The following is a 19,927-nucleotide window of genomic DNA, read 5'->3' on the forward strand; positions in this document are numbered from 1 at the left end:
TAGAACATTTGGTAGATGGGTTATGTATGTTGTGATTGCTTACGATATTTCTGAGGACAAACGACGCACGAAAATTCACAATATTCTCAAGTCCTATGGACAGTGGGTGCAATTTTCGATGTTTGAGTGTGATTTGAACCCGACTCAGTACCAGAGACTGCGGATGCGCCTGAGTAAACAGATCAAACCTGATGAGGACAATATTCGATTTTTCTTCCTCTGCGCCTGCTGCCAAGGTAAAATAGAACGCATCGGGGGAGTAGAACCGAGGGACTCGACCATCTTTTTCGCCTAGATTGAGCGCGAACCCCAATCTGTAGAAAAGAAGGGGGGAAATTTGGGGGCTGAAATCCTCACGGGATAAGGCGTTGATTGCTTTTCCCCCTTTTATCCGGTTCGCGCAAACGCTGAAAGCTATATGGAGCAATGATTTGAGAGAAAAATGAATTTGACCTATTTACAAGTCGCTGGCTGTAATGGTATTTTTAATCTAGATTCGCGCAAATGCACCTTGAAAACTTTATATACCAAGAGTTTCAACCACGGGCAGTCCCAATGAACCCTAATCCCTTTCAGGGATTGAAACTCGATACCACCGCGATTTAAGCATTTCTTCGTAGGTCCCAATGAACCCTAATCCCTTTCAGGGATTGAAACCGCTTCAAGACTGTCTCCGCCGCTAAACACAAAAAGTCCCAATGAACCCTAATCCCTTTCAGGGATTGAAACGGAAATCAGTGGTCGCGATAGTGCTTATGAGATCGTCCCAATGAACCCTAATCCCTTTCAGGGATTGAAACAGAATATCGAACGCATGAAAAAGCAGATGGAATCCATGCAGTCCCAATGAACCCTAATCCCTTTCAGGGATTGAAACTTGGATATCTCCGGTAATAACAACTGTATTTAAGGGTCCCAATGAACCCTAATCCCTTTCAGGGATTGAAACCGATTAGCATCGGTTTTGAACCGGGCCGTAGGGCGTCCCAATGAACCCTAATCCCTTTCAGGGATTGAAACCAACTACGCCTACTCAAACTACTTGCTCCGAATTGTCCCAATGAACCCTAATCCCTTTCAGGGATTGAAACCAATACCACCAATGTAATAAGCCATCGGCATCCACGTCCCAATGAACCCTAATCCCTTTCAGGGATTGAAACTTGTTCCGTCTCGTTTAAAATCTGCTGGGATATATGTCCCAATGAACCCTAATCCCTTTCAGGGATTGAAACACGGAAATGTAGAGGGCTACCCCTATTACAATTCGTCCCAATGAACCCTAATCCCTTTCAGGGATTGAAACTTGACCTTTCCTTAGAAGGAGAACAGGAGATTGGCTCCAAGTCCCAATGAACCCTAATCCCTTTCAGGGATTGAAACTCGAAAGAGGTATTCGACAAGAGTGCGGCGACGGGCAAGGGTCCCAATGAACCCTAATCCCTTTCAGGGATTGAAACTTACGAGTTTTGGACCGCCCGGGATGTTGTGGAGGGTCCCAATGAACCCTAATCCCTTTCAGGGATTGAAACTTGAGCAGTTGTTGGGTTACAGAAATGGATTACAAGTCCCAATGAACCCTAATCCCTTTCAGGGATTGAAACCTAGCAATTCCGCAGGTTTCTCGCAAGGGTGCTTCCCGGGGGTCCCAATGAACCCTAATCCCTTTCAGGGATTGAAACGAGATAGGTGGTCAAACGGTCAAGATTGCCGAAGGTCCCAATGAACCCTAATCCCTTTCAGGGATTGAAACAGCCAAAAAGAAAAAGGAGAGGGATCATAACGCAGGGGTCCCAATGAACCCTAATCCCTTTCAGGGATTGAAACAGAAAGTGAGGAATGGCTAACCTCCTGTTTAAACGTCCCAATGAACCCTAATCCCTTTCAGGGATTGAAACAACCGTACCTGGTATTTGACAGGACTGAGTTACTGTCCCAATGAACCCTAATCCCTTTCAGGGATTGAAACATAAAAGTGGGGTAATCAGTGTCACCCCATGCCCAGTCCCAATGAACCCTAATCCCTTTCAGGGATTGAAACAGGGTAAGGCCGCTTATTTTTGCCTCAAATATTTGAAGTCCCAATGAACCCTAATCCCTTTCAGGGATTGAAACAGAGAAATCATAGAAGAGGCTCGGCAAAAACTAAGTCCCAATGAACCCTAATCCCTTTCAGGGATTGAAACGAATCATCATCCTCGATTTCCTCCATCACTTCAAGTCCCAATGAACCCTAATCCCTTTCAGGGATTGAAACCCTTGGGTTTGGCTTTGGTAGCAGTGGAGGATTGTCCCAATGAACCCTAATCCCTTTCAGGGATTGAAACTTACTCGAAAACTCGCTTAACCTAATTTCCTATGGCAGTCCCAATGAACCCTAATCCCTTTCAGGGATTGAAACAATTCAAAACCTAACCCGTCGAGGGTCTGGTCTCGTCCCAATGAACCCTAATCCCTTTCAGGGATTGAAACAACAATGACGACTTGTTAAAATCTTCCCCTAAAAAAAGTCCCAATGAACCCTAATCCCTTTCAGGGATTGAAACATAGACCTCGCGGCCTAGAACCAAGGTATTCGGGTCAGGTCCCAATGAACCCTAATCCCTTTCAGGGATTGAAACCTTCTCCTTCCCCGAGAGACATGACGATTTTGAGCGGTCCCAATGAACCCTAATCCCTTTCAGGGATTGAAACGATAATCCCGCGCTTTTGGAAACCGCTTGTGCTTCGTCCCAATGAACCCTAATCCCTTTCAGGGATTGAAACAATATTGGCAGACGAAGCCGTTTTGTTTGTATTAGTCCCAATGAACCCTAATCCCTTTCAGGGATTGAAACTTCATTTTTTTCCACTATTATCAGCCCTTTTTGGAGTCCCAATGAACCCTAATCCCTTTCAGGGATTGAAACTTGATATTGCCTTGCTACTGTTGTGGCCTGATGCGTCCCAATGAACCCTAATCCCTTTCAGGGATTGAAACATAGCAGTAATAATTAGTGTGTAACCGTATGGAGCGTCCCAATGAACCCTAATCCCTTTCAGGGATTGAAACCGATAAACGGAATAGAGCCGCGCCGGGAGCCGGAGTCCCAATGAACCCTAATCCCTTTCAGGGATTGAAACGCGGCGGTGGTGGTGGTTTCTCCTGCTGCTGCTCGTCCCAATGAACCCTAATCCCTTTCAGGGATTGAAACGAGACACCCATAAAGAGAAGGCTGCGATCTTAAAAGGTCCCAATGAACCCTAATCCCTTTCAGGGATTGAAACAATAAAGCTAACGTGGGAACTCGGGACCCCAAAAGTCCCAATGAACCCTAATCCCTTTCAGGGATTGAAACCTTCCAATAGCTTAGGGTCCACTTGCGCCCATGAGTCCCAATGAACCCTAATCCCTTTCAGGGATTGAAACCTACCCTCTAGCTTCATATCTTTGGCTAAGTCGCGTCCCAATGAACCCTAATCCCTTTCAGGGATTGAAACGCTAACGTGCGAATTTGATAAAATGGCATTTTTAGTCCCAATGAACCCTAATCCCTTTCAGGGATTGAAACTTGTTAAAAGTGGTGATGCCTGATTGCGTAACGGGTCCCAATGAACCCTAATCCCTTTCAGGGATTGAAACGATCGCAATGGTGAGCTAATCCAAGCCTATGCAGGTCCCAATGAACCCTAATCCCTTTCAGGGATTGAAACATCTGACAGCTTCCAAGCGCTACCTGTGGTCAACATATAACGTCCCAATGAACCCTAATCCCTTTCAGGGATTGAAACCCAACCCGATGGGCCGCGAATTGGAGTGATTGACGTCCCAATGAACCCTAATCCCTTTCAGGGATTGAAACTCATTATCATATTCCCTGGGTATTGAGTGTATGCTTGTCCCAATGAACCCTAATCCCTTTCAGGGATTGAAACATGAATCTGGGGCATTTGACGGAGTGCAAGACTAGGTGTCCCAATGAACCCTAATCCCTTTCAGGGATTGAAACCAGTTAGTTCCTGATTCCATGTTTCATCGTTCTGAGTCCCAATGAACCCTAATCCCTTTCAGGGATTGAAACCTCTGCGCCAAAAGAATTCATTCACGGATGACTCAGTCCCAATGAACCCTAATCCCTTTCAGGGATTGAAACGCCTTTCTGGTGAAGAAACACCGGATCGGGGTCTCTCCCGCGTCCCAATGAACCCTAATCCCTTTCAGGGATTGAAACATTTTTTTCGGATTATTCAAAAACCCATGAACAAGTCCCAATGAACCCTAATCCCTTTCAGGGATTGAAACTCAAAAAATATCGGGAGATACTTCTTCTCTCGACGTCCCAATGAACCCTAATCCCTTTCAGGGATTGAAACATACTTAGCCGCGCACCATCACCAAGTCTTAGCGTCCCAATGAACCCTAATCCCTTTCAGGGATTGAAACGCCACGGGCCAATCCTGGGGGGATTTTGTAATTGTCCCAATGAACCCTAATCCCTTTCAGGGATTGAAACTGAGATTTCCCCCTAACTTCCCAAAGCGGTATATGTCCCAATGAACCCTAATCCCTTTCAGGGATTGAAACCTGGATCTTCCTCTCTTTCTTCTTGTATACAAGTCCCAATGAACCCTAATCCCTTTCAGGGATTGAAACTCAATTACTCCAGAACCGGCAGTATCCTGGCTTAAAGTCCCAATGAACCCTAATCCCTTTCAGGGATTGAAACTCCCCTGATACCATATCGAACGCGACCGCCATCTCAGGTCCCAATGAACCCTAATCCCTTTCAGGGATTGAAACCCTTGAGCCGAAGATCCACCGCAACAGCAAATCCTGTCCCAATGAACCCTAATCCCTTTCAGGGATTGAAACTTTGCCAGTGAGGGGAGGGGGGATAACAATTTTGGTCTCAATGAACCCTAATCCCTTTCAGCGATTGGAACTTATGGGATGATATGACAACACCGGACCGATCGCCCCCACCTCTCTTTGTAGACTGCGATCGCCCCGGTGTCCCTTCTCACAATTCCCTAAATTAGGGTAAATTCTCTGAACCTGCTCCGATTACTCCTATTTTGTGGCGAAAGGTGAGTTCCCCTCCAAACCAGCCGGTTACTCCTAATAGGGAAGCTATCACGAGGGACAACCCTAAACCCCAGGGTACGATCGCTGCGGCAGGATCTCCCTGACGCATCCAGAGGTTGACTATACTTAGCAGCAACACTCCGATATTCCCAATCATGTGAATCCATCCGGCGCTGCGCTCACGCACTCTTTTGACTTTCACAAAATCAAACATTCCCGTGAGTCCAGCGGCGATCGCCGTGACAATTCCCCCGAAAATCAGCCAATATGACCCTTTAGCCCAAAATATATCCGATGAGAGCCAATATACCACATCGCTAACCAGTGCCGTAATCAGTAACCCGATCGGCATGGTCACAATCACCGGGTGAATCGGATGTCCGGCAATGGATAGTTTACTCGTCACACCAGAATCCAGATACTCTTCGTCTTTGGTTTCAATCACCGGGGGAATATTCGGATAAGGGGAGATTCTTCTTTCGCGTGTTTCCATAATCTTTTTTGTTACAGCAAGTTTTTAACAAATTAGGAGCGAATACTTTAGGCGATGCTTTGCTCACCCGTATTCGCTCCTAAATTAAGCTGCCTTAGTTGTAAGTCCTCTTCCCCTCAGCCTAAATCCACCTACCGGCAGATTTCATCCCCTCCAAAGGGAATAAATTTATCCCTCTGGACCGAACCATTCAGGGGTAAAACTCCCATGCAATCCGTATGGAACATGATGTTTCAGATGCAATTGGGCAGTCGGTCCTTGGGTCAAATCCTCCGCATCTAATATCACCAAATCGGACCGATGATGTGCCGCATCATAGATTAGCACCAGCAACCATCCGTCATCTTCCCGGGTTCCCCCAGGACGCGGAACGAACACGGGTTCCCCGGTAAATCCACGGGGTGCGGCACTCCAAATCTGTTGGGTTTGGGTTTGGAAGTCTAGCTTTAATACTGCCTGCAAGGGTGCATTTCCCTCGGGTGCATGGGCGGTTCCGATATACAAGTACCGATACGGTCGGCCTACTTGCTCTGGATGCAGGGAAGGAAACTCACAGCAGCGGGTTTCTATCACCTGATGCGCCACGGTTGCGGTTTCTAAATTAACCTGAAATCGCCACAACTGACCGGCAGGAACGGTATCAAAATCAACTTTGCGAAAATCTCCATCGGGGTCAACGGAGGGGAAGGAATCATAACAGACCGAATCAATGAAAATTTCGCCGTTTTCTTCCCAAGCATTGGCGTGATGGAAGACAAAGCAAGGTTCAGTTTCGATGATTTTGACCGATGAGTTCCCATCCCGAGGAATTAAAATAATTTGGGTTTTTTCATGGGGATTAAAGTCGATACATTGCCCGGGACTACGCCATCCCAATAAAAAAGGTAAGGGATTAAACCGGACGGGATTTTGGAAAAAGATACAGTAATTCGGGGTGATTGCCATGTCATGGAGGAAGGCAAACCCAGGAATGATGTGGGAATGTTGTCGCACCACTTCCCCGGTGGGGTTGAGTTCATAAATGGTGATGGTGCTGGAGGGTCCGGGTTTAACGGCAAAATTGACGAGGCAAGGTACATTGCCATCTTGTTGGGAATGGGGGTCAATGCGGGGATGCGCGGCGAAGGCATCTCCGGGATTTAAAGTACCTTGAATGGAGTCTAATCCTAGGGTTTCTAGGGTATAGGGGTCCAGGCGATGGGGTTGGGCGGCTTCCCACAAGGCGAGGAGTTTGTTTCCCCAATAAATGACGTTGGTATTGGCAATATTTTTAATATTAAAGTTAAAAATATTGGCTAACCATCCCCCGGGTTTTTGGGTGCCAAAGACGCCGCGATAGAGGATTTTCCCGGCTTGTTTTTCGGCGAGGTAGCCTTCGGTTTGGACGAAGCGGTTGCTAAAGTGAGCGCGTCCTTGGTCGATCGCAATTTTGCAGATCATGCCATCGCCATCAAAGGGGTGATGGATGGATTCGCCGTTAATATCCAGGAGTCCGGGACCGTTTTTAAAGAAGGTGCCTTGGAGTTCGGGGGGGATTTCTCCTTCGATGTCTTCAATCCAGTAGTCAAATTCCCTAGGTTGGGATTCGTAGCCTTTTTGCCAGTCTTGGCGAGTATAGGCTTTTTTGGAGGAGATGTTTTCGGGTTGACGGTTTTGGAGTTGCATGAGATGGAGAGATTATAAGGTTAAATTTGGGTTAGGTCGCAGTGTTAAATTCGGGTTAGTCGCAGAGTCCGGCGGGGGTTTAAACCCCCGCCTAATAGCTAAAGTCGGATGAATCCGACTGAAGAAAATGTTGGCGGTTTAGGTTCCAAAGAATAATAGTAGAGTTTTGAAGAAGGTTTAATAAATTTAATAAGAAAAAGAGTTTTTTTTAGGTGACTTTCAAGGATACCCTATCGGACTGCAATCCCAAAAAAATCTAATTTTCCTAATAAATCTCCCTTAATCTTGTTCATTTTTGCAGTCGGTTTTAACCGACTTTAGCTATGAGGCGGGGGTTTAAACCCCCGCCGGACTCTGCTACTTACCGAATTAAGCTGAGGGTTCTAGTTCGGGGACTTGTTCTGGTTGCAAGGGTTCGATCGCCCCTGCATGATCCGGACTTAATTTCGGCATATTTTCATACCGCCGATTATCTTCCGATGAGGAAGATAGATCGTCTCCGGAATTACTGTCCGGTAGCCATTTGATGAAGATTAACGGTAACAGGGTGGTGAGGTTGGTAATTACCACTAACAGCCAGAGTTTGTCAAAGTTGGTTTCTGTCACTCCCAACAGATGCATCAGCAATGCACCTTCTTCGTATGACAGCAGTCCCGCTAGGTTGGTGACGGACATCAGGAGGGCAAATAAGGTGGCTTCCACTCCTGGGGGGCAAAGTCTGGCAGCGAGGACTAGGACTGGCATATAGGCGATTTGTCCCATGACGGTGAGAATCAAGCTATCGCCGATGCTAAACCAATGGTCATCGATGCCGATCGCCCGGTTGGTATGGGTCACCAGTAACAAGGTTGTCATCCCTAACACCGCAGAAAGCAGGGTGGACCACCGGAAGATTGTGCGAAAGGGAATGGTTTTAAAAAAGCGTTGGAACAGCCAAATCCCTACGAGGGATGCCAGACTGGTAACCAGTCGCACTTTCCCTAAAAATTCAGGATGAAATCCCAGTTCGTTGGTGGTGAAGTAAAAGAAGGCGGAATCACTCGATGGGGTTGCCTGCCAGATAAAGAGGAAGGCGGTGGGTAACCAAATCGCTTTTTGCCCGATCGCCCGTTTGAGTTGCATCACTTGTTCTTTGACTTGCACCAACCCCGTCGCATCCTCCTCCACTCGTTCCTCGGCGATCAACCAGGCAACGGCGGAGACGATGGGAGGAAAGGTTGCCGTCATTAAAAACACCGTTTGGGTGCTGAAATGTTCCAGCAGGGAACCGCTTAAATAGGCGGTAATCAATCCGCCGACTGCGGAGGAACCCCAACACAAGGATTGCAGGGACCCGGCATTACTCAGGGTCTCTTGTCTTGCTCGTTCGACAACGAGGGAATCTACAATCACGTCGCTAACAGCAACAGACAGAGAACTGAGCAACATTAAGGCAGTGGCTTTCCATCCCGTATCCACTACGGTTGCCATGCCAATCCAGGCAACTGCGCCAAATATCCCCGACAGAATGAGATAGGGTCGTCGGCGATACCCAAAAATGGGTAACCCATCGGACATAAATCCAAATAGGGGTTTGACAATCCAGGGTAAGGCGGCAATCCCCATTAAGGCTGAAACTTCGGCAGGACCTAGCCCGAGTTCGTCTTTTAGGAAGAAACTCACGGCTAAGCGCGCTAATCCTAGGATGCCTTGCACGAAGTACACGAGCAAAATGGCAACTAATTCAGGAGTAGGCTCGTTCCCAAATAAGAGTTTCTCTTTTATTAAGGTTTTGATTTTGGCTCCATTCGTCGGGGAAGTTAGCATGGGGCTTATTTTCTTAACATTTCTCAATAATTTATAGCATAACTTTATTTTTGTGTAGGTGGCTACTTCTTGGGAGGGAGGTAACCCCGGATTTCATGGATTTTCACGGAGGGATGGGGTGGAGATGAAAGGGGAGGGGCGTAAAATAGGTGGAGATCTGTTTGGGGGTTGAGGGGATGTCTAATCGTAATTCCGGATTTCGGCAGGTTTTTTTGGCGGCGATCGCCTGTAGTTTTGCTGTCATTTTAGCGGGTTGTCCGTTGTTGTTCGGACCGCCGACGGGTCTGGAAACTCATCTGCTGCTGGGGAATCCGAGTAATGCAACTTGGGATCCAGGGAATGCGGATAATTATTTGATGGAAAAGCCGCAGTATGTGTTGTCCTATAATCGCAGTCTGGGGACGGCAAATTGGGCGAGTTGGCAGTTGAATTCATCCTGGTTGGGGAGTGCGGACCGCCAAGATGATTTTAGACCGGATGAATCGTTGCCGGAAGGGTTTTATGCGGTGAGACCGACGGATTATCGGGGGAGTGGATATGATCGCGGGCATCTGGTGCCTTCGGGCGATCGCACGGCTTCTTATGAGGACAATTCCTCGACATTTGTAATGACCAATATGATTCCCCAATCTGCGGGGAATAATCGGGAGGTGTGGAATGAATTGGAGCAATATTCCCGCCAGTTGGTGGAAGAGGGGAAGGAGTTATATATTATTGCGGGACCGGAAGGGCGAATCAAGGCGATCGCCAATGGTCGAGTTACAGTGCCGCGCTATACTTGGAAAATTATCGTGGTCCTCGATCGCCCAGGAAGTGGATTAAGAGACATTACGGCAGATACGCGGGCGATCGCGGTCCGAGTGCCGAATACGCAACGGGTGGCCAATACGGCATGGCAGGATTATCGAGTCTCTATCGATGTCTTGGAGATGGCGACAGGGTATGATTTCTTGTCTAATCTCCCAGCAGGAATTCAAGAGGCGATCGAGAGTCGGGTAGACAATCTCTAATTATTAAAAAAGGACAAGGCACTGCCTTGTCCTATGTGAATTAGGTTTCCACAACAGTTGTTTTGAGTCCTACGGTTTTCTCTTCAAGAGTTCCCAAAACATAAACCTCAATTTCTACCTCTCCCAGGCGATAAACAATTAAGTCCTTTAACTGTTCAGTCAGAAAATTAAATAACTCTTGATAACGGTTTCTGGTGGTTCGTTCCTCTTCATTATGCCAGGACTGTTCCCGGAGTGCTGGGGCAAAAAAACGCTCTATACTCAGGGTTTCAACGGGGGTATCTGAAGGGAGATTGTTCTGTTCTAAGAGTTGCTCCGGGGTGATATTAGAGCAATCACAGGAAACAACTTCCCAGGGATAATCGGCTTCACTCATCCAGAGTAAATCTTGAGTTAATTTTGTCAGTTCTTCGGTGATTGTTTGGGTCATCACTTTGTTGTTTTTAAGGGGATTTATTGAAGGTAAATGGGGGGTTTACTTAAGAGGGACCCCACCCTAACCCTGCCCTTGCTAAGGGGAGGGGACCGGAGGTGTACTTAGATGTGAGGTGAATTATCATGAGCGTAAAAAACTTATTGTTGTAAGGGAAAGGGAATTAGGTCACCTTTTTAATTATCGGGTTCCCGCTCATCAATTAAGACAAAACCGGGAAACATTTTGGCGATCGCATTGCCTAGCTCGTATTCAATTCGTTTTTCTCCGGCGATATCTTCTATCACTAAATAAGCGATTTGAGACCGATCAACTCGCATTCCCACCCGCCATGAATCCGATGATTCATAACTGGGAAGTTTGACCATATCGGGTAGGGATTCTTTCAATCTGATGCCCTTGGATTGGGGGTCAACCCAGAGGGTTAAACTCAGGGGGGTATCATTTTGAAAAGTGACTAAGGGGGGAATGTCGGCAAACTGAGGTTTCGCTAATTCATCTAAACCAGAACCGCCTTTAATAATCGGAATAAATCGTTGTTCTCGTTCCGCTTGGGGATTAATCGTATCTACGACAATTCCCAGGGTATGAACGTATTTTTCGGTCGGTTCTACCAGTTGATTAGCAATTAAGCAGGCTCCGTAAGAAATGGCATAAGCACTATTCGTTATATTAAAGGTTTGGTCAAAGCGCGGGTCAGTTTCATCGATGGCTAACGCTTCGGAAATGGTGCGTTGGACGAGGAGAAATTGGGAGAATCCGCCGACTAAAAAGAGTCGGTCAATTTCTAGGTTCTGTTGCTGTAACCAGGCTTTTAAACGGTTCATCACCCGGTGAATTCCGGCGGAAATGGGAGTAAAAGCTTCTAGGACTTCGCCGAAGCTGACGCTGTAGCCGCCAGCAAAGACATATAAATCGCGATCGCCATAGATATCCGGTTCCTTTAAACAGTTAATCAGTTTGCGCGTTCCTCGGCCATGAGAGCCTATTTTGACCGTTTCAAACTCTCGGAGTAAGCGCAGGAATTCCGGGTCGGTTTCATCTAACGGGTGACCCTGCTTGCGTTGGTAGGCGAGTTGGACGCAGTGGCGATCGAAGGCAACTCCGGCAGAATCTAAACCGCGATCGCCTTCTCCATCAAAATACAGCACCTCCACCTTTTTATCCCCATAAATCCGGCACAGACTCACATCAAAAGTCCCGCCTCCCATATCACAAACCAGCAAATTGCCACTAAAAGGAGCAACTCCCTCTTGTCGAGCGCGGCGTTGGATTTCCCAAGCATAATAAGCCGCGGCTGCCACAGGTTCACTCACTAGATGAATTAGCGGTAATCCTAACTGTTTAATTAACGTTTGGAGCGATTCCCGGCCTCGATTATAAATATCTCGCTGCCAAATTTCTGGAACCGAAACCACCAAAGCATTGACCGTCCCTTGTTGGTTGATAAAACTATAGGGATTCTCCTCAGAAATCAGCAGTTCCCGCAGGTAATCTGCCGTTACTGTACTCGGCGTCCGATTTCCCGCAAAATACTCGGAAAAATCAGCCAACGGCAACCGCATCTTAAAATTGCCATAACTTTCCACCTCCGGATGATTCGCTGCCGTGGTGCGCGCCGCCATGCCAATTTCCACAAATCCCTCATCGTAGGCGATAAAGGAAGGGACATATTTATGACCGTCTGGCCCCCCATATTGGAAAGCATCCAGTTCTCCATTCGGACCCATGTAGGAGACGATTGAGTTAGTCGTGCCGAAATCGAGTCCAATGTTGTAACCTGTCATGATTCCTACAGTGTCAGGGGTGATCATCCAATCTCGCCGAGAGCTCCCGGGTTACTCTTCCATCAACGGGACCAGAAAACCAGTTTCTGGCCCTCCTGGGGTGCAGATAGGCAGAGCGTTTGTGAAGAACCCCGGTTTCTCATCGCTGTGCCGACCCCATAGAACAAGTTTATTTTAAATGGCGATCGCGCCTCCTGACTTTCTTCGGTGAGCTTATGTGTTCAAGGAGTGGGTTGTGGGATGCCTCTTCTCAACCTCCACTGGACTTCTGAATGGCCCTCTCCTTTCGGGGTCAGGACTTACGCAATTTTTAATATTCACCTCAAAATGTAGAGGCAATTCGCTTGGATGCCTCTATATTTCGGGTATATTTTAACATCTATGTAAGTTTTGATAGGATTGTTTTTATAAAAACTTGGAGAATAAACGATGATTGGGAACTTAAGAACGACTGAAGTCGTTACTACGAACAATAGAAGAGAACGACTGAAGTCGTTACTACGAACAATAGAAGAGAACGACTGAAGTCGTTACTACGAACATCGGAAAGAATAAATTTGGTTTTCTTTCTTAGCCTGCGTAGGCAGGCTTCGTCCGTGTAGCCCCACCCTTCAGGGTGCGGGTTTGTTATTCCCCAAATGTACGCGAATAACGGTGGAACGCTCTATAAATGCGGTGAATCCCGAAATCTGCTCTAAAGTGGTGTCTAATAGTGGCAGGACTATCATGATAAAGGGATTCCCCCGTTGCATTTAGTCCCAAATCTCTCTGTTTTGGACGGTTCAGGACTTTCTACCTATGTTTGACTTCCAGAATTGGCAATTTCTCCGGGTATTCCTGCTGAGTCTGTCTCTAATCCCCTTGACAACCCTACCAACAAGGGCCCAATCTTCTTTTACCGATGTGCAAGGACATTGGGCGCAATCTTGCATTGAAACCCTGAAAAATCGGCGGATTATTAATGGGTATGAGGATCGGACATTTCGTCCGAATGCGCCAGTGACGCGGGCGGAATTTGCAACAATGTTGGATGTGGCTTTTCCGAATGCGACAGGGGGACGGGATGCGGTGGCTTTTACGGATGTTCCTAATAGTTATTGGGCAACTCCGGCGATTCGGACTGCTTATCAACGAGGATTTTTATCAGGATATCCAGGAAATCGATTTAATCCTACAGAAAATATTCCTCGGGTTCAGGCTTGGGTGAGTTTGGTGAGTGGGTTAAATTATTCTCCGCAAGGAGAACCCCAGAAGCTGTTAACTGAGATGTTTGATGATGCGGGACAAATTCCGAGTTATGCTCGAAATGCGATCGCAGCAGCAACGGAAAAACGCCTGATTGTTAATTATCCCAATCTCCGGCGTTTAAATAGCGATCGTCCTGCCACTCGTGCAGATGTCTCAGCTTTCCTCTGTCAAGCGCTGATGGGACGCACTTCTCCTCTGTCTTCCGACTATGTTGCCCTTGCGCCCATTCCTATCCCCAATTCAGAAATTCGGGGGGTCTGGTTAACCAATATTGATAGCGATGTCCTCTTTTCTAAGCGCAATCTGGAACGGGGGATGAAACGACTGGCTGACCTCAATTTTAACACCGTTTATCCCACGGTGTGGAATTGGGGATATACCTTATATCCGAGTCAAATCGCGCAACGGGTGACGGGGAAATCGATGCAGTTAGTGACGCCAATTGATCGCAATCATGACCCCAATTTGGGACAAGGACGGGATATGCTCAAAGAGGCGATCGCCGAAGGTAAAAAAAATGGATTGCGGGTGATTCCTTGGTTTGAATTTGGCTTTATGGCCCCAGCAGATTCAGAATTAGCCCGTCGTCATCCCCACTGGCTGACGGAACGCAGTGATGGGACTGAAGTTACAATGGAAGGAGAACATCCTCGGGTTTGGCTGAATCCCTTTCACCCCGAAGTCCAGCAATTTATCCTGGATTTGCTCCTAGAAATTGTCACCAATTATGAAGTAGATGGCATCCAACTGGATGACCATTTAGGGTTACCTTCAGAATATGGCTATGATGATTATACCGTCAGCCTCTACAAACAAGAACATAACGGAAATTCTCCCCCGAAAGACCCGAAAGACCCGGAGTGGTTACGCTGGCGGGCCAATAAAATCACGGCATTTAAAGAACGGATGTTCCGAGAAATTAAAGCACGCAATCCCAAGGCGATCGTGAGTTTATCTCCCAATCCCCAACAGTTCTCATATCAATACTATTTAGCAGACTGGGCAACCTGGGAACAAAAGGGATTAGTGGAAGAAATCGTCTTGCAACTGTATCGGAATGATATTAATGTATTTATTGAGGAGTTAGACCGGCCCGAAGTGCAAGCAGCCCGACGCAATATTCCCGTGGGAATCGGGATTCTCAGTGGGTTACGGGGTCGCCCTATTCCCATGAGTCAAATTCAAGAACAGGTAGAAGTGGTTCGGGAAAAAGGATTTGCCGGAGTCTCTTTCTTTTTCTATGAAAGTATGTGGAGTTGGTCCGATGAAACCCCAACTCAACGGGAACGGGGGTTCGGGGAATTGTTTCCCAATCGGGCCGATCACCCCAGTGTGATTGATAACGAAAATTGGCAATCTCACCCGTAATGGGTTCGCCGTCCAGGAATGGTAGGGGGGGCTTATACTTATCAAGACTCTCCATAAGTCCCCCCAAATTTTAACCTTTCAGCACCTTTTCCCTTTAAGGGAGTTCCAAAAAATAAAATCCTCATACCCTAAACAGGATTGAGGATATTTCCAACCCATTTGCCTAAGTTAGGCTGATTTTATGGATCAGCAGTTGTCCGTCGATTTAGCTTGTTTTCAATCTTTTCCATTTCTTTTTTCGTCAACTCTATTCCATTGGGATAGGTTTAAGTGACGAACTTAAATTGGGGGTTATTCTCCTTCCCTATCATCGTTTCTGCAAATTTTAAAGCAGTTTTAACTTCATCAATAAGACGGCTATTAAATTTATGACCTTGACAGAGCCACCGGGTTGGTCGCCGGGGTAGGGGATTCCCGGCAGACCGCGACCCGTCTGGAATCAGCCGCCCATCAGTGCATGGGCCATCGCAATATAGAGCGGTATTCCCACGCCAATCGCAATCGGCGTGCCGATGGCTGTGGACGCCCCGATGTAGGCGGAGGGATTGGCCGACGGGATACCGGCTCGTAAAGTGGGCGGCCCTGAGATATCTGAACTGGAGGCGGCGATGACGGCCAGGATCACGACCCCACCAAGGCTGAATCCCGTGGCGTAGTGGGCAATCATCCCGAGACCGAAGGCTATGAGCCCATGCAGCAGCGGCGCTACCACGGCATAGACGACATACCACTGGGCCACCTTGCGTAGCTCGCTAACCCTTGACCAAGCCTCCATACCCATGATTAGCATCAGTATCGAAAGCAGGCCGCGGAAGAGGGGGTCGTAGAAGCTTTCATAGACACTTTCCGGGCGGGTTATCAGACCTAAAGCGAGGCCGAGCAGCAGGGCCGATAGGGCAGAACCCTCAAGGCTTTCCTTCACGATGGGCCATATTTTGACCCCCTCGGGCTGCTTGCTGGGATACCCGCTGGCGGTAATGCGCTGCTGGCTGCGATACTCCTGCCTGGTGGTGGGATACTCCGGCTTGCTGGGATACTCACCTGCGGCAACCGACTGCTTGCTGAGATACTCCTGCTTGCTGAGATACTCCTGCTTGCTGAGTTCCTCATCTAAGCTAGCGCGCTTCTTGCTAGTATAAATGCTGGCCACGACGATCGCAGTCACGAGCGCTGGGATGTCCATGAAGGGATAGAGTGCGCCAGCCCAGGGCTCGTATTCCATGCCTTGCGTTTCCAGTACCGTCAGGGCGGCGGCCATAGTAGAACCACTCACGGCACCGAACAAGCCCGCAGTCGCAATGGCATCCACGGTTTTGACGTTTGGCAGTTTGGCCAACGTGTAGCGCCCGATGAACACGATCAGGATGCCCATTACCACGGCGAACAGCGCGGGCAAGAGCATTTCTATCAGATTGCCATTGCGGATCGCAATGCCGCCGCTGAGACCGACTTTTATGAGGAGCATGAAGACGATGAACTTATAGATCGCATCTGGAATTTCCAGCTTGCTACCGAGGGCCGCAATGATCATACCACCGATCAGAAAGGCGAGTGTCGGGGACTGCAACTGCCCCACGAAGTCCATAAAGAAATAGGACAAAAAATCCATGTTGTAATTCTCCTTAATTAGATATTAGGGGTTAAGACGGCAGGCAAGCGTGGCCTCGAATCCTGGGTGGCTGGCTCTATGCATCCGGGTGAGCAGCAAGTCAACCCGCCACTAAGAATATATCTGCATCCCGGTGCTTTTTTTGCTCGAAGATAAGGTTTCGCTCCGGCGAGCGATCGCAAATGATCGCGCTAATCAGTGGTGATTCATTAGCAATCGCTGGTTCGGGTCATAGTTCACCAGCAATTGGTTCGTAAAATCCCAGCGATGCCTCTGGCAAAACGTTTTCGGGTACTCACTCAGGTGGGGAGCGGTTATTCATCGCACTTCAGCAACGGAAAATGGTCCGCAATCGGGCAATGCCTCGACTGAGCGCTCAGATTAGCCCAGTTGATGACGTCGGCATCGGTCAACACCAGACAACCCGAAGCATCTAGCAGTGAGTGATTACAGTTAAAACCAGTCAGGTTAAACGCCATTGTACTCACTGCCCAAGCCGCAAACTAGATGCAGACTGTGGGAAACACGGCCAACCAGAGAGGAAGATATAGCCGCTTGCGGAAGCCTCTGGGCTGTACAGAAAGTTCCGACGAGTCATGGGAGAGAAATTTGCCATCAATACCTCCTTGCGCTTCCTCTAACGAGGAGTGATTATTGTGATAAGTGAGCTTTAAGTTGAAGAAAGTAGGGATGAAGGCTTCATCCCTACCGCACAGGTGTTACAAGAATACCTGTCGATAGGGTGTTCAGAGGTGGCCGCTCTCTGAACCTGCCTGGAAGGTGTCGGTGCCCCGCAGCATCTCCCATAGATCAACATCTATTAAGACCCGAATCTCTATGTGCTTAAGTCTATCCTTAAATTCCCATAAATTTGCGATCGCTTTACATGGATCTGCTAAGTAATTTCAAATTCAAATCATAAGTTTTGCTTTTATCTTCCGCAAGCCCCTATATCTGTGGTTAATATAAATGGCAATCATAGAATTTTCTCTATACGTTGTTATTAAGCAAGGGCTTTTTATGACTGCACTTCCCAAATTGCGTGGGATGGCGCTGCCAATCGCTGTCGGATAGGAGCGTCATTAAATTTGTCTCCAGAGCCTGCTGCTATGCCTGATGCCTCTATTAAAGACCTTTACGGAATGGTGTCCAGAGCGGGCAGAGTTGCCACCAGCAACGGCTCACACTGTTGATTAGCTGCTGTTGCTCACGGGGACAAAAGACTGTACGGCTGCCGACGCTTTGAGCAGCCAGCAGGAAACATTGATTTTAGAACCCTTGGAGTTGCCAGATTTAAGGCCCTTCTCTGCCTTGACCTAGCTCACCTGGTTGTCATAGCGCCAAAAGGATAAGTGTTTTTTATAAAATGCTTCCGCTAATCTGAGTCAATCTTTCTCAACAGAGGGTAGTGGATTCGCCGATCTTTGGCATAAACTTAAAGATATGGTTCAAGGCAAAACCATAAAGTCTTGCCTTGCATTGTCGTAACAGAACCTATCAAGAGGTAACCCACATGGCCCAGAAAGCTAGCAAGCTCGTCATCGTCACGGAAAAGGTGCTGCTGAAAAAGGTCGCCAAGATCATCGACGAAGCCGGTGCTACCGGTTATACGGTGGTGCCCGCTGGCGGTAAAGGCAGTCGCGGCGTGCGCTCGTCGGGACAACCCACCGTTAGCGACGCCTTCTCGAATGTAAAGTTCGAGGTACTCACCCCCAATCGGGATATGGCCGTGAAGATTTCGGATGAGGTCGCAGCGCAGTTTTTCGACGATTATTCAGGTATCGCCTATATCTGTGACGTGATGGAGGTACTGCACGCCCACACGTTCTGACCTCAAAACCCCAGCAATTCTCATTTTCGCAAGAAGCTGTTAAAGCAGTGGGAATCTCGGTATTGTAATGACATCTGAGACAGGACTGACACAGATTTTGAGACTACCCTAAATGTAGAGGAAACAAAGCGAATTACCTCTACATTTCGGGGTTTATCTTACAGATTGCGTAAGTTTTGTAAGATAAACTTAAGACTATCGTTCAAGGCAAAAGCATAGATGTCGGTCTTCTGTTCAACATCAATGTTAGGTTTGAGCGCCCCAGTCTCTCTCCGTGAGACACTCTCCATTCACAGGTGAATTTCACAACAGGTGTTTCAGTAGCGGCGGGTACTTGCCAGCCATAGCCACACATATTCGATCAGTATGGAGCGGACATCATGAACAAGTTTGACTCAACTCAACTGCGGACCCAATTTGACAACACCAGCGAAGGCTGGCTAGTGCAGGTATATAGCAGCGATCGCCGCCTGCTCTGCGTGCTCGATTCGTCTCACGCCTGGACTTTTTTGTTGGGCTGTGGGTTCGGTCTCCTACTGGCAGTCGGGTGGTTTAACCTCGCCAGTTACAGTCCGTCCACGACTTATGTGCCAGCAACAACTCCCCCCGAAATGTGGATTGATTAACTCAGCCATTGCTAAAAGAGTAGTTCCCACGCAACTCCTGTTCCCGATTTGACCGGCCCGATTCCGTCCTCTTGTGAAAACAAGCAGACCCAGGCCGGTTCGACTGGAGAGGTAGGATGGAGCAGGCGAGTCTCCCTCCCCTCGGCGGATGAGGTGATTTGCGCTCTTGTAGATGGGTGGGCGATCAAGGTAGATTTGTTAGGGTTTGGCCAGGGTGCTGTTTTGGGTTAATCGGGGATGGGAAGTAATTGCAGTTCTTTTTATCCTGGGTGGTAAGCGTCTTGCCGATCGCCTCTGTGGCCCCGAGTTAAGATATAACTGGAGTAGACCCGTGGTACAATTTTGCCCTAGAGGTTCATCTGAGCTCGTTTGTTGAGATAGTCTTGTTCAAAACAGTCTAACCAATCTTCTATAGGGATGGAATCAGATTATGGTTCTGGCTGCAACCATTCCGACCCAGTAAATTGCTTACAATCAAGGAGACCCCCAACACGCAAGGCTTCAGATTTGGCTCGTTTGAATCCGGCGAGATTGGCGTAGATGTTGAGGGCGATGTCTGATTGATAGGGTTTGGTTTTGCCCCTACCTGTTTTGGAGGGTGCCACGAAGACTGAGGCGATCGCCCCTTTGCTGATGGGGATTGCTACTTTTGCTGCGTTTAGTTCGGCATGGATTGCATTAAGCGGTTCTTCCTGACTTTCATCACTGACCTAAATTTGACCTAAATTTTTGTGTCACATAGAGTAGGTTAACGCTACAACCGGCGTGCTGTCGAGTGACGTTAAATAGCCCCCACCAGGATGGGGTGGAGGCTGAAACGCTGATGGAGTAAATGGCTCAGGCGGGATTTGAACCTGCGACCTTGGGCTTATGAGTCCCCTGCTCTAACCTACTGAGCTACTGAGCCTTGGTGTTTTTTCACCTTTATTACTTTAACATAATTTTTAGATTTGTCTAGTCCTTTTTTAAAAAAATTTGGTAATTCC

The 19,927-nt window shown here is 47.9% G+C and carries 12 protein-coding genes, 1 tRNA gene and 1 CRISPR repeat array; of the genes, 5 read left to right on the top strand and 8 right to left on the bottom strand.

Going from position 1 to position 19,927, the window contains the following annotated elements:
• Window positions 1–22 precede the first annotated feature (22 nt).
• On the top strand, window positions 23–295 hold the full coding sequence (gene cas2 / locus NG795_RS11430; protein ID WP_015151927.1) for a CRISPR-associated endonuclease Cas2: 273 nt from the start codon (window positions 23–25) through the stop codon (window positions 293–295).
• Window positions 296–549: 254 nt separating this feature from the next.
• Window positions 550–4,923: a CRISPR direct-repeat array (repeat unit 37 nt; unit sequence GTCCCAATGAACCCTAATCCCTTTCAGGGATTGAAAC).
• Window positions 4,924–5,015: 92 nt separating this feature from the next.
• On the opposite strand, the gene NG795_RS11435 is transcribed toward cas2, so the two are convergent.
• The 3 genes from NG795_RS11435 to NG795_RS11445 all read right to left on the bottom strand — a co-directional run bounded on the left by NG795_RS11435 (window position 5,016) and on the right by NG795_RS11445 (window position 9,029).
• A complete protein-coding gene (locus tag NG795_RS11435; RefSeq protein WP_367288798.1) occupies window positions 5,016–5,558 on the bottom strand; it encodes a DUF2231 domain-containing protein in 543 nt (180 codons plus the stop codon).
• Between the two features lie 168 nt (window positions 5,559–5,726).
• Complete coding sequence (locus NG795_RS11440) at window positions 5,727–7,223, bottom strand: carotenoid oxygenase family protein (RefSeq protein WP_367288799.1); 1,497 nt, start codon at window positions 7,221–7,223, stop codon at window positions 5,727–5,729.
• Window positions 7,224–7,592: 369 nt separating this feature from the next.
• Window positions 7,593–9,029 carry a folate/biopterin family MFS transporter gene (locus NG795_RS11445; protein ID WP_367288800.1) on the bottom strand — a complete coding sequence of 479 codons (1,437 nt, stop codon included), beginning with the start codon at window positions 9,027–9,029 and terminating at the stop codon, window positions 7,593–7,595.
• Between the two features lie 176 nt (window positions 9,030–9,205).
• On the opposite strand from NG795_RS11445, the gene NG795_RS11450 reads away from it, so the two are divergent.
• Entirely contained in the window at window positions 9,206–10,039 is an 834-nt protein-coding gene (locus NG795_RS11450; RefSeq protein ID WP_367288801.1) for a DNA/RNA non-specific endonuclease, read from the top strand.
• A 40-nt stretch (window positions 10,040–10,079) separates the two neighbouring features.
• Here NG795_RS11450 and NG795_RS11455 read toward each other — a convergent pair whose 3' ends face one another.
• Together NG795_RS11455 and NG795_RS11460 are read right to left on the bottom strand one after the other, a co-directional pair.
• Window positions 10,080–10,469 carry a nuclease A inhibitor family protein gene (locus NG795_RS11455; protein WP_367288802.1) on the bottom strand — a complete coding sequence of 130 codons (390 nt, stop codon included), beginning with the start codon at window positions 10,467–10,469 and terminating at the stop codon, window positions 10,080–10,082.
• Window positions 10,470–10,648: 179 nt separating this feature from the next.
• Window positions 10,649–12,259 carry an Hsp70 family protein gene (locus NG795_RS11460; protein WP_367288803.1) on the bottom strand — a complete coding sequence of 537 codons (1,611 nt, stop codon included), beginning with the start codon at window positions 12,257–12,259 and terminating at the stop codon, window positions 10,649–10,651.
• A gap of 798 nt (window positions 12,260–13,057) precedes the next feature.
• Between NG795_RS11460 and NG795_RS11465 the strand changes: the two genes are divergently transcribed.
• Window positions 13,058–14,875, top strand: coding sequence for a glycoside hydrolase family 10-like protein (locus NG795_RS11465; protein WP_367288804.1), 1,818 nt, complete (start codon window positions 13,058–13,060; stop codon window positions 14,873–14,875).
• 439 nt (window positions 14,876–15,314) lie between these two features.
• Here the strand turns inward: NG795_RS11465 and NG795_RS11470 are convergent, their stop codons facing one another.
• Window positions 15,315–16,484: a sodium-dependent bicarbonate transport family permease gene (locus NG795_RS11470; RefSeq protein ID WP_367288805.1), complete on the bottom strand. Its 1,170-nt coding sequence runs from the start codon at window positions 16,482–16,484 to the stop codon at window positions 15,315–15,317.
• 1,513 nt (window positions 16,485–17,997) lie between these two features.
• Here NG795_RS11470 and NG795_RS11475 point away from each other — a divergent pair.
• Complete coding sequence (locus tag NG795_RS11475; RefSeq protein WP_367288806.1) at window positions 17,998–18,315, top strand: P-II family nitrogen regulator; 318 nt, start codon at window positions 17,998–18,000, stop codon at window positions 18,313–18,315.
• 380 nt (window positions 18,316–18,695) lie between these two features.
• On the top strand, window positions 18,696–18,941 hold the full coding sequence (locus NG795_RS11480) for a hypothetical protein (RefSeq protein WP_367288807.1): 246 nt from the start codon (window positions 18,696–18,698) through the stop codon (window positions 18,939–18,941).
• 428 nt (window positions 18,942–19,369) lie between these two features.
• Here NG795_RS11480 and NG795_RS28495 read toward each other — a convergent pair whose 3' ends face one another.
• Window positions 19,370–19,615, bottom strand: a complete 246-nt coding sequence (locus NG795_RS28495; protein WP_495855879.1) for a hypothetical protein — start codon at window positions 19,613–19,615, stop codon at window positions 19,370–19,372.
• Between the two features lie 159 nt (window positions 19,616–19,774).
• A tRNA-Met gene (locus NG795_RS11485) sits at window positions 19,775–19,848 on the bottom strand.
• Window positions 19,849–19,927 lie beyond the last annotated feature (79 nt).

Source organism: Laspinema palackyanum D2c (assembly GCF_025370875.1).
GTDB classification, from domain to species: domain Bacteria; phylum Cyanobacteriota; class Cyanobacteriia; order Cyanobacteriales; family Laspinemataceae; genus Laspinema; species Laspinema palackyanum.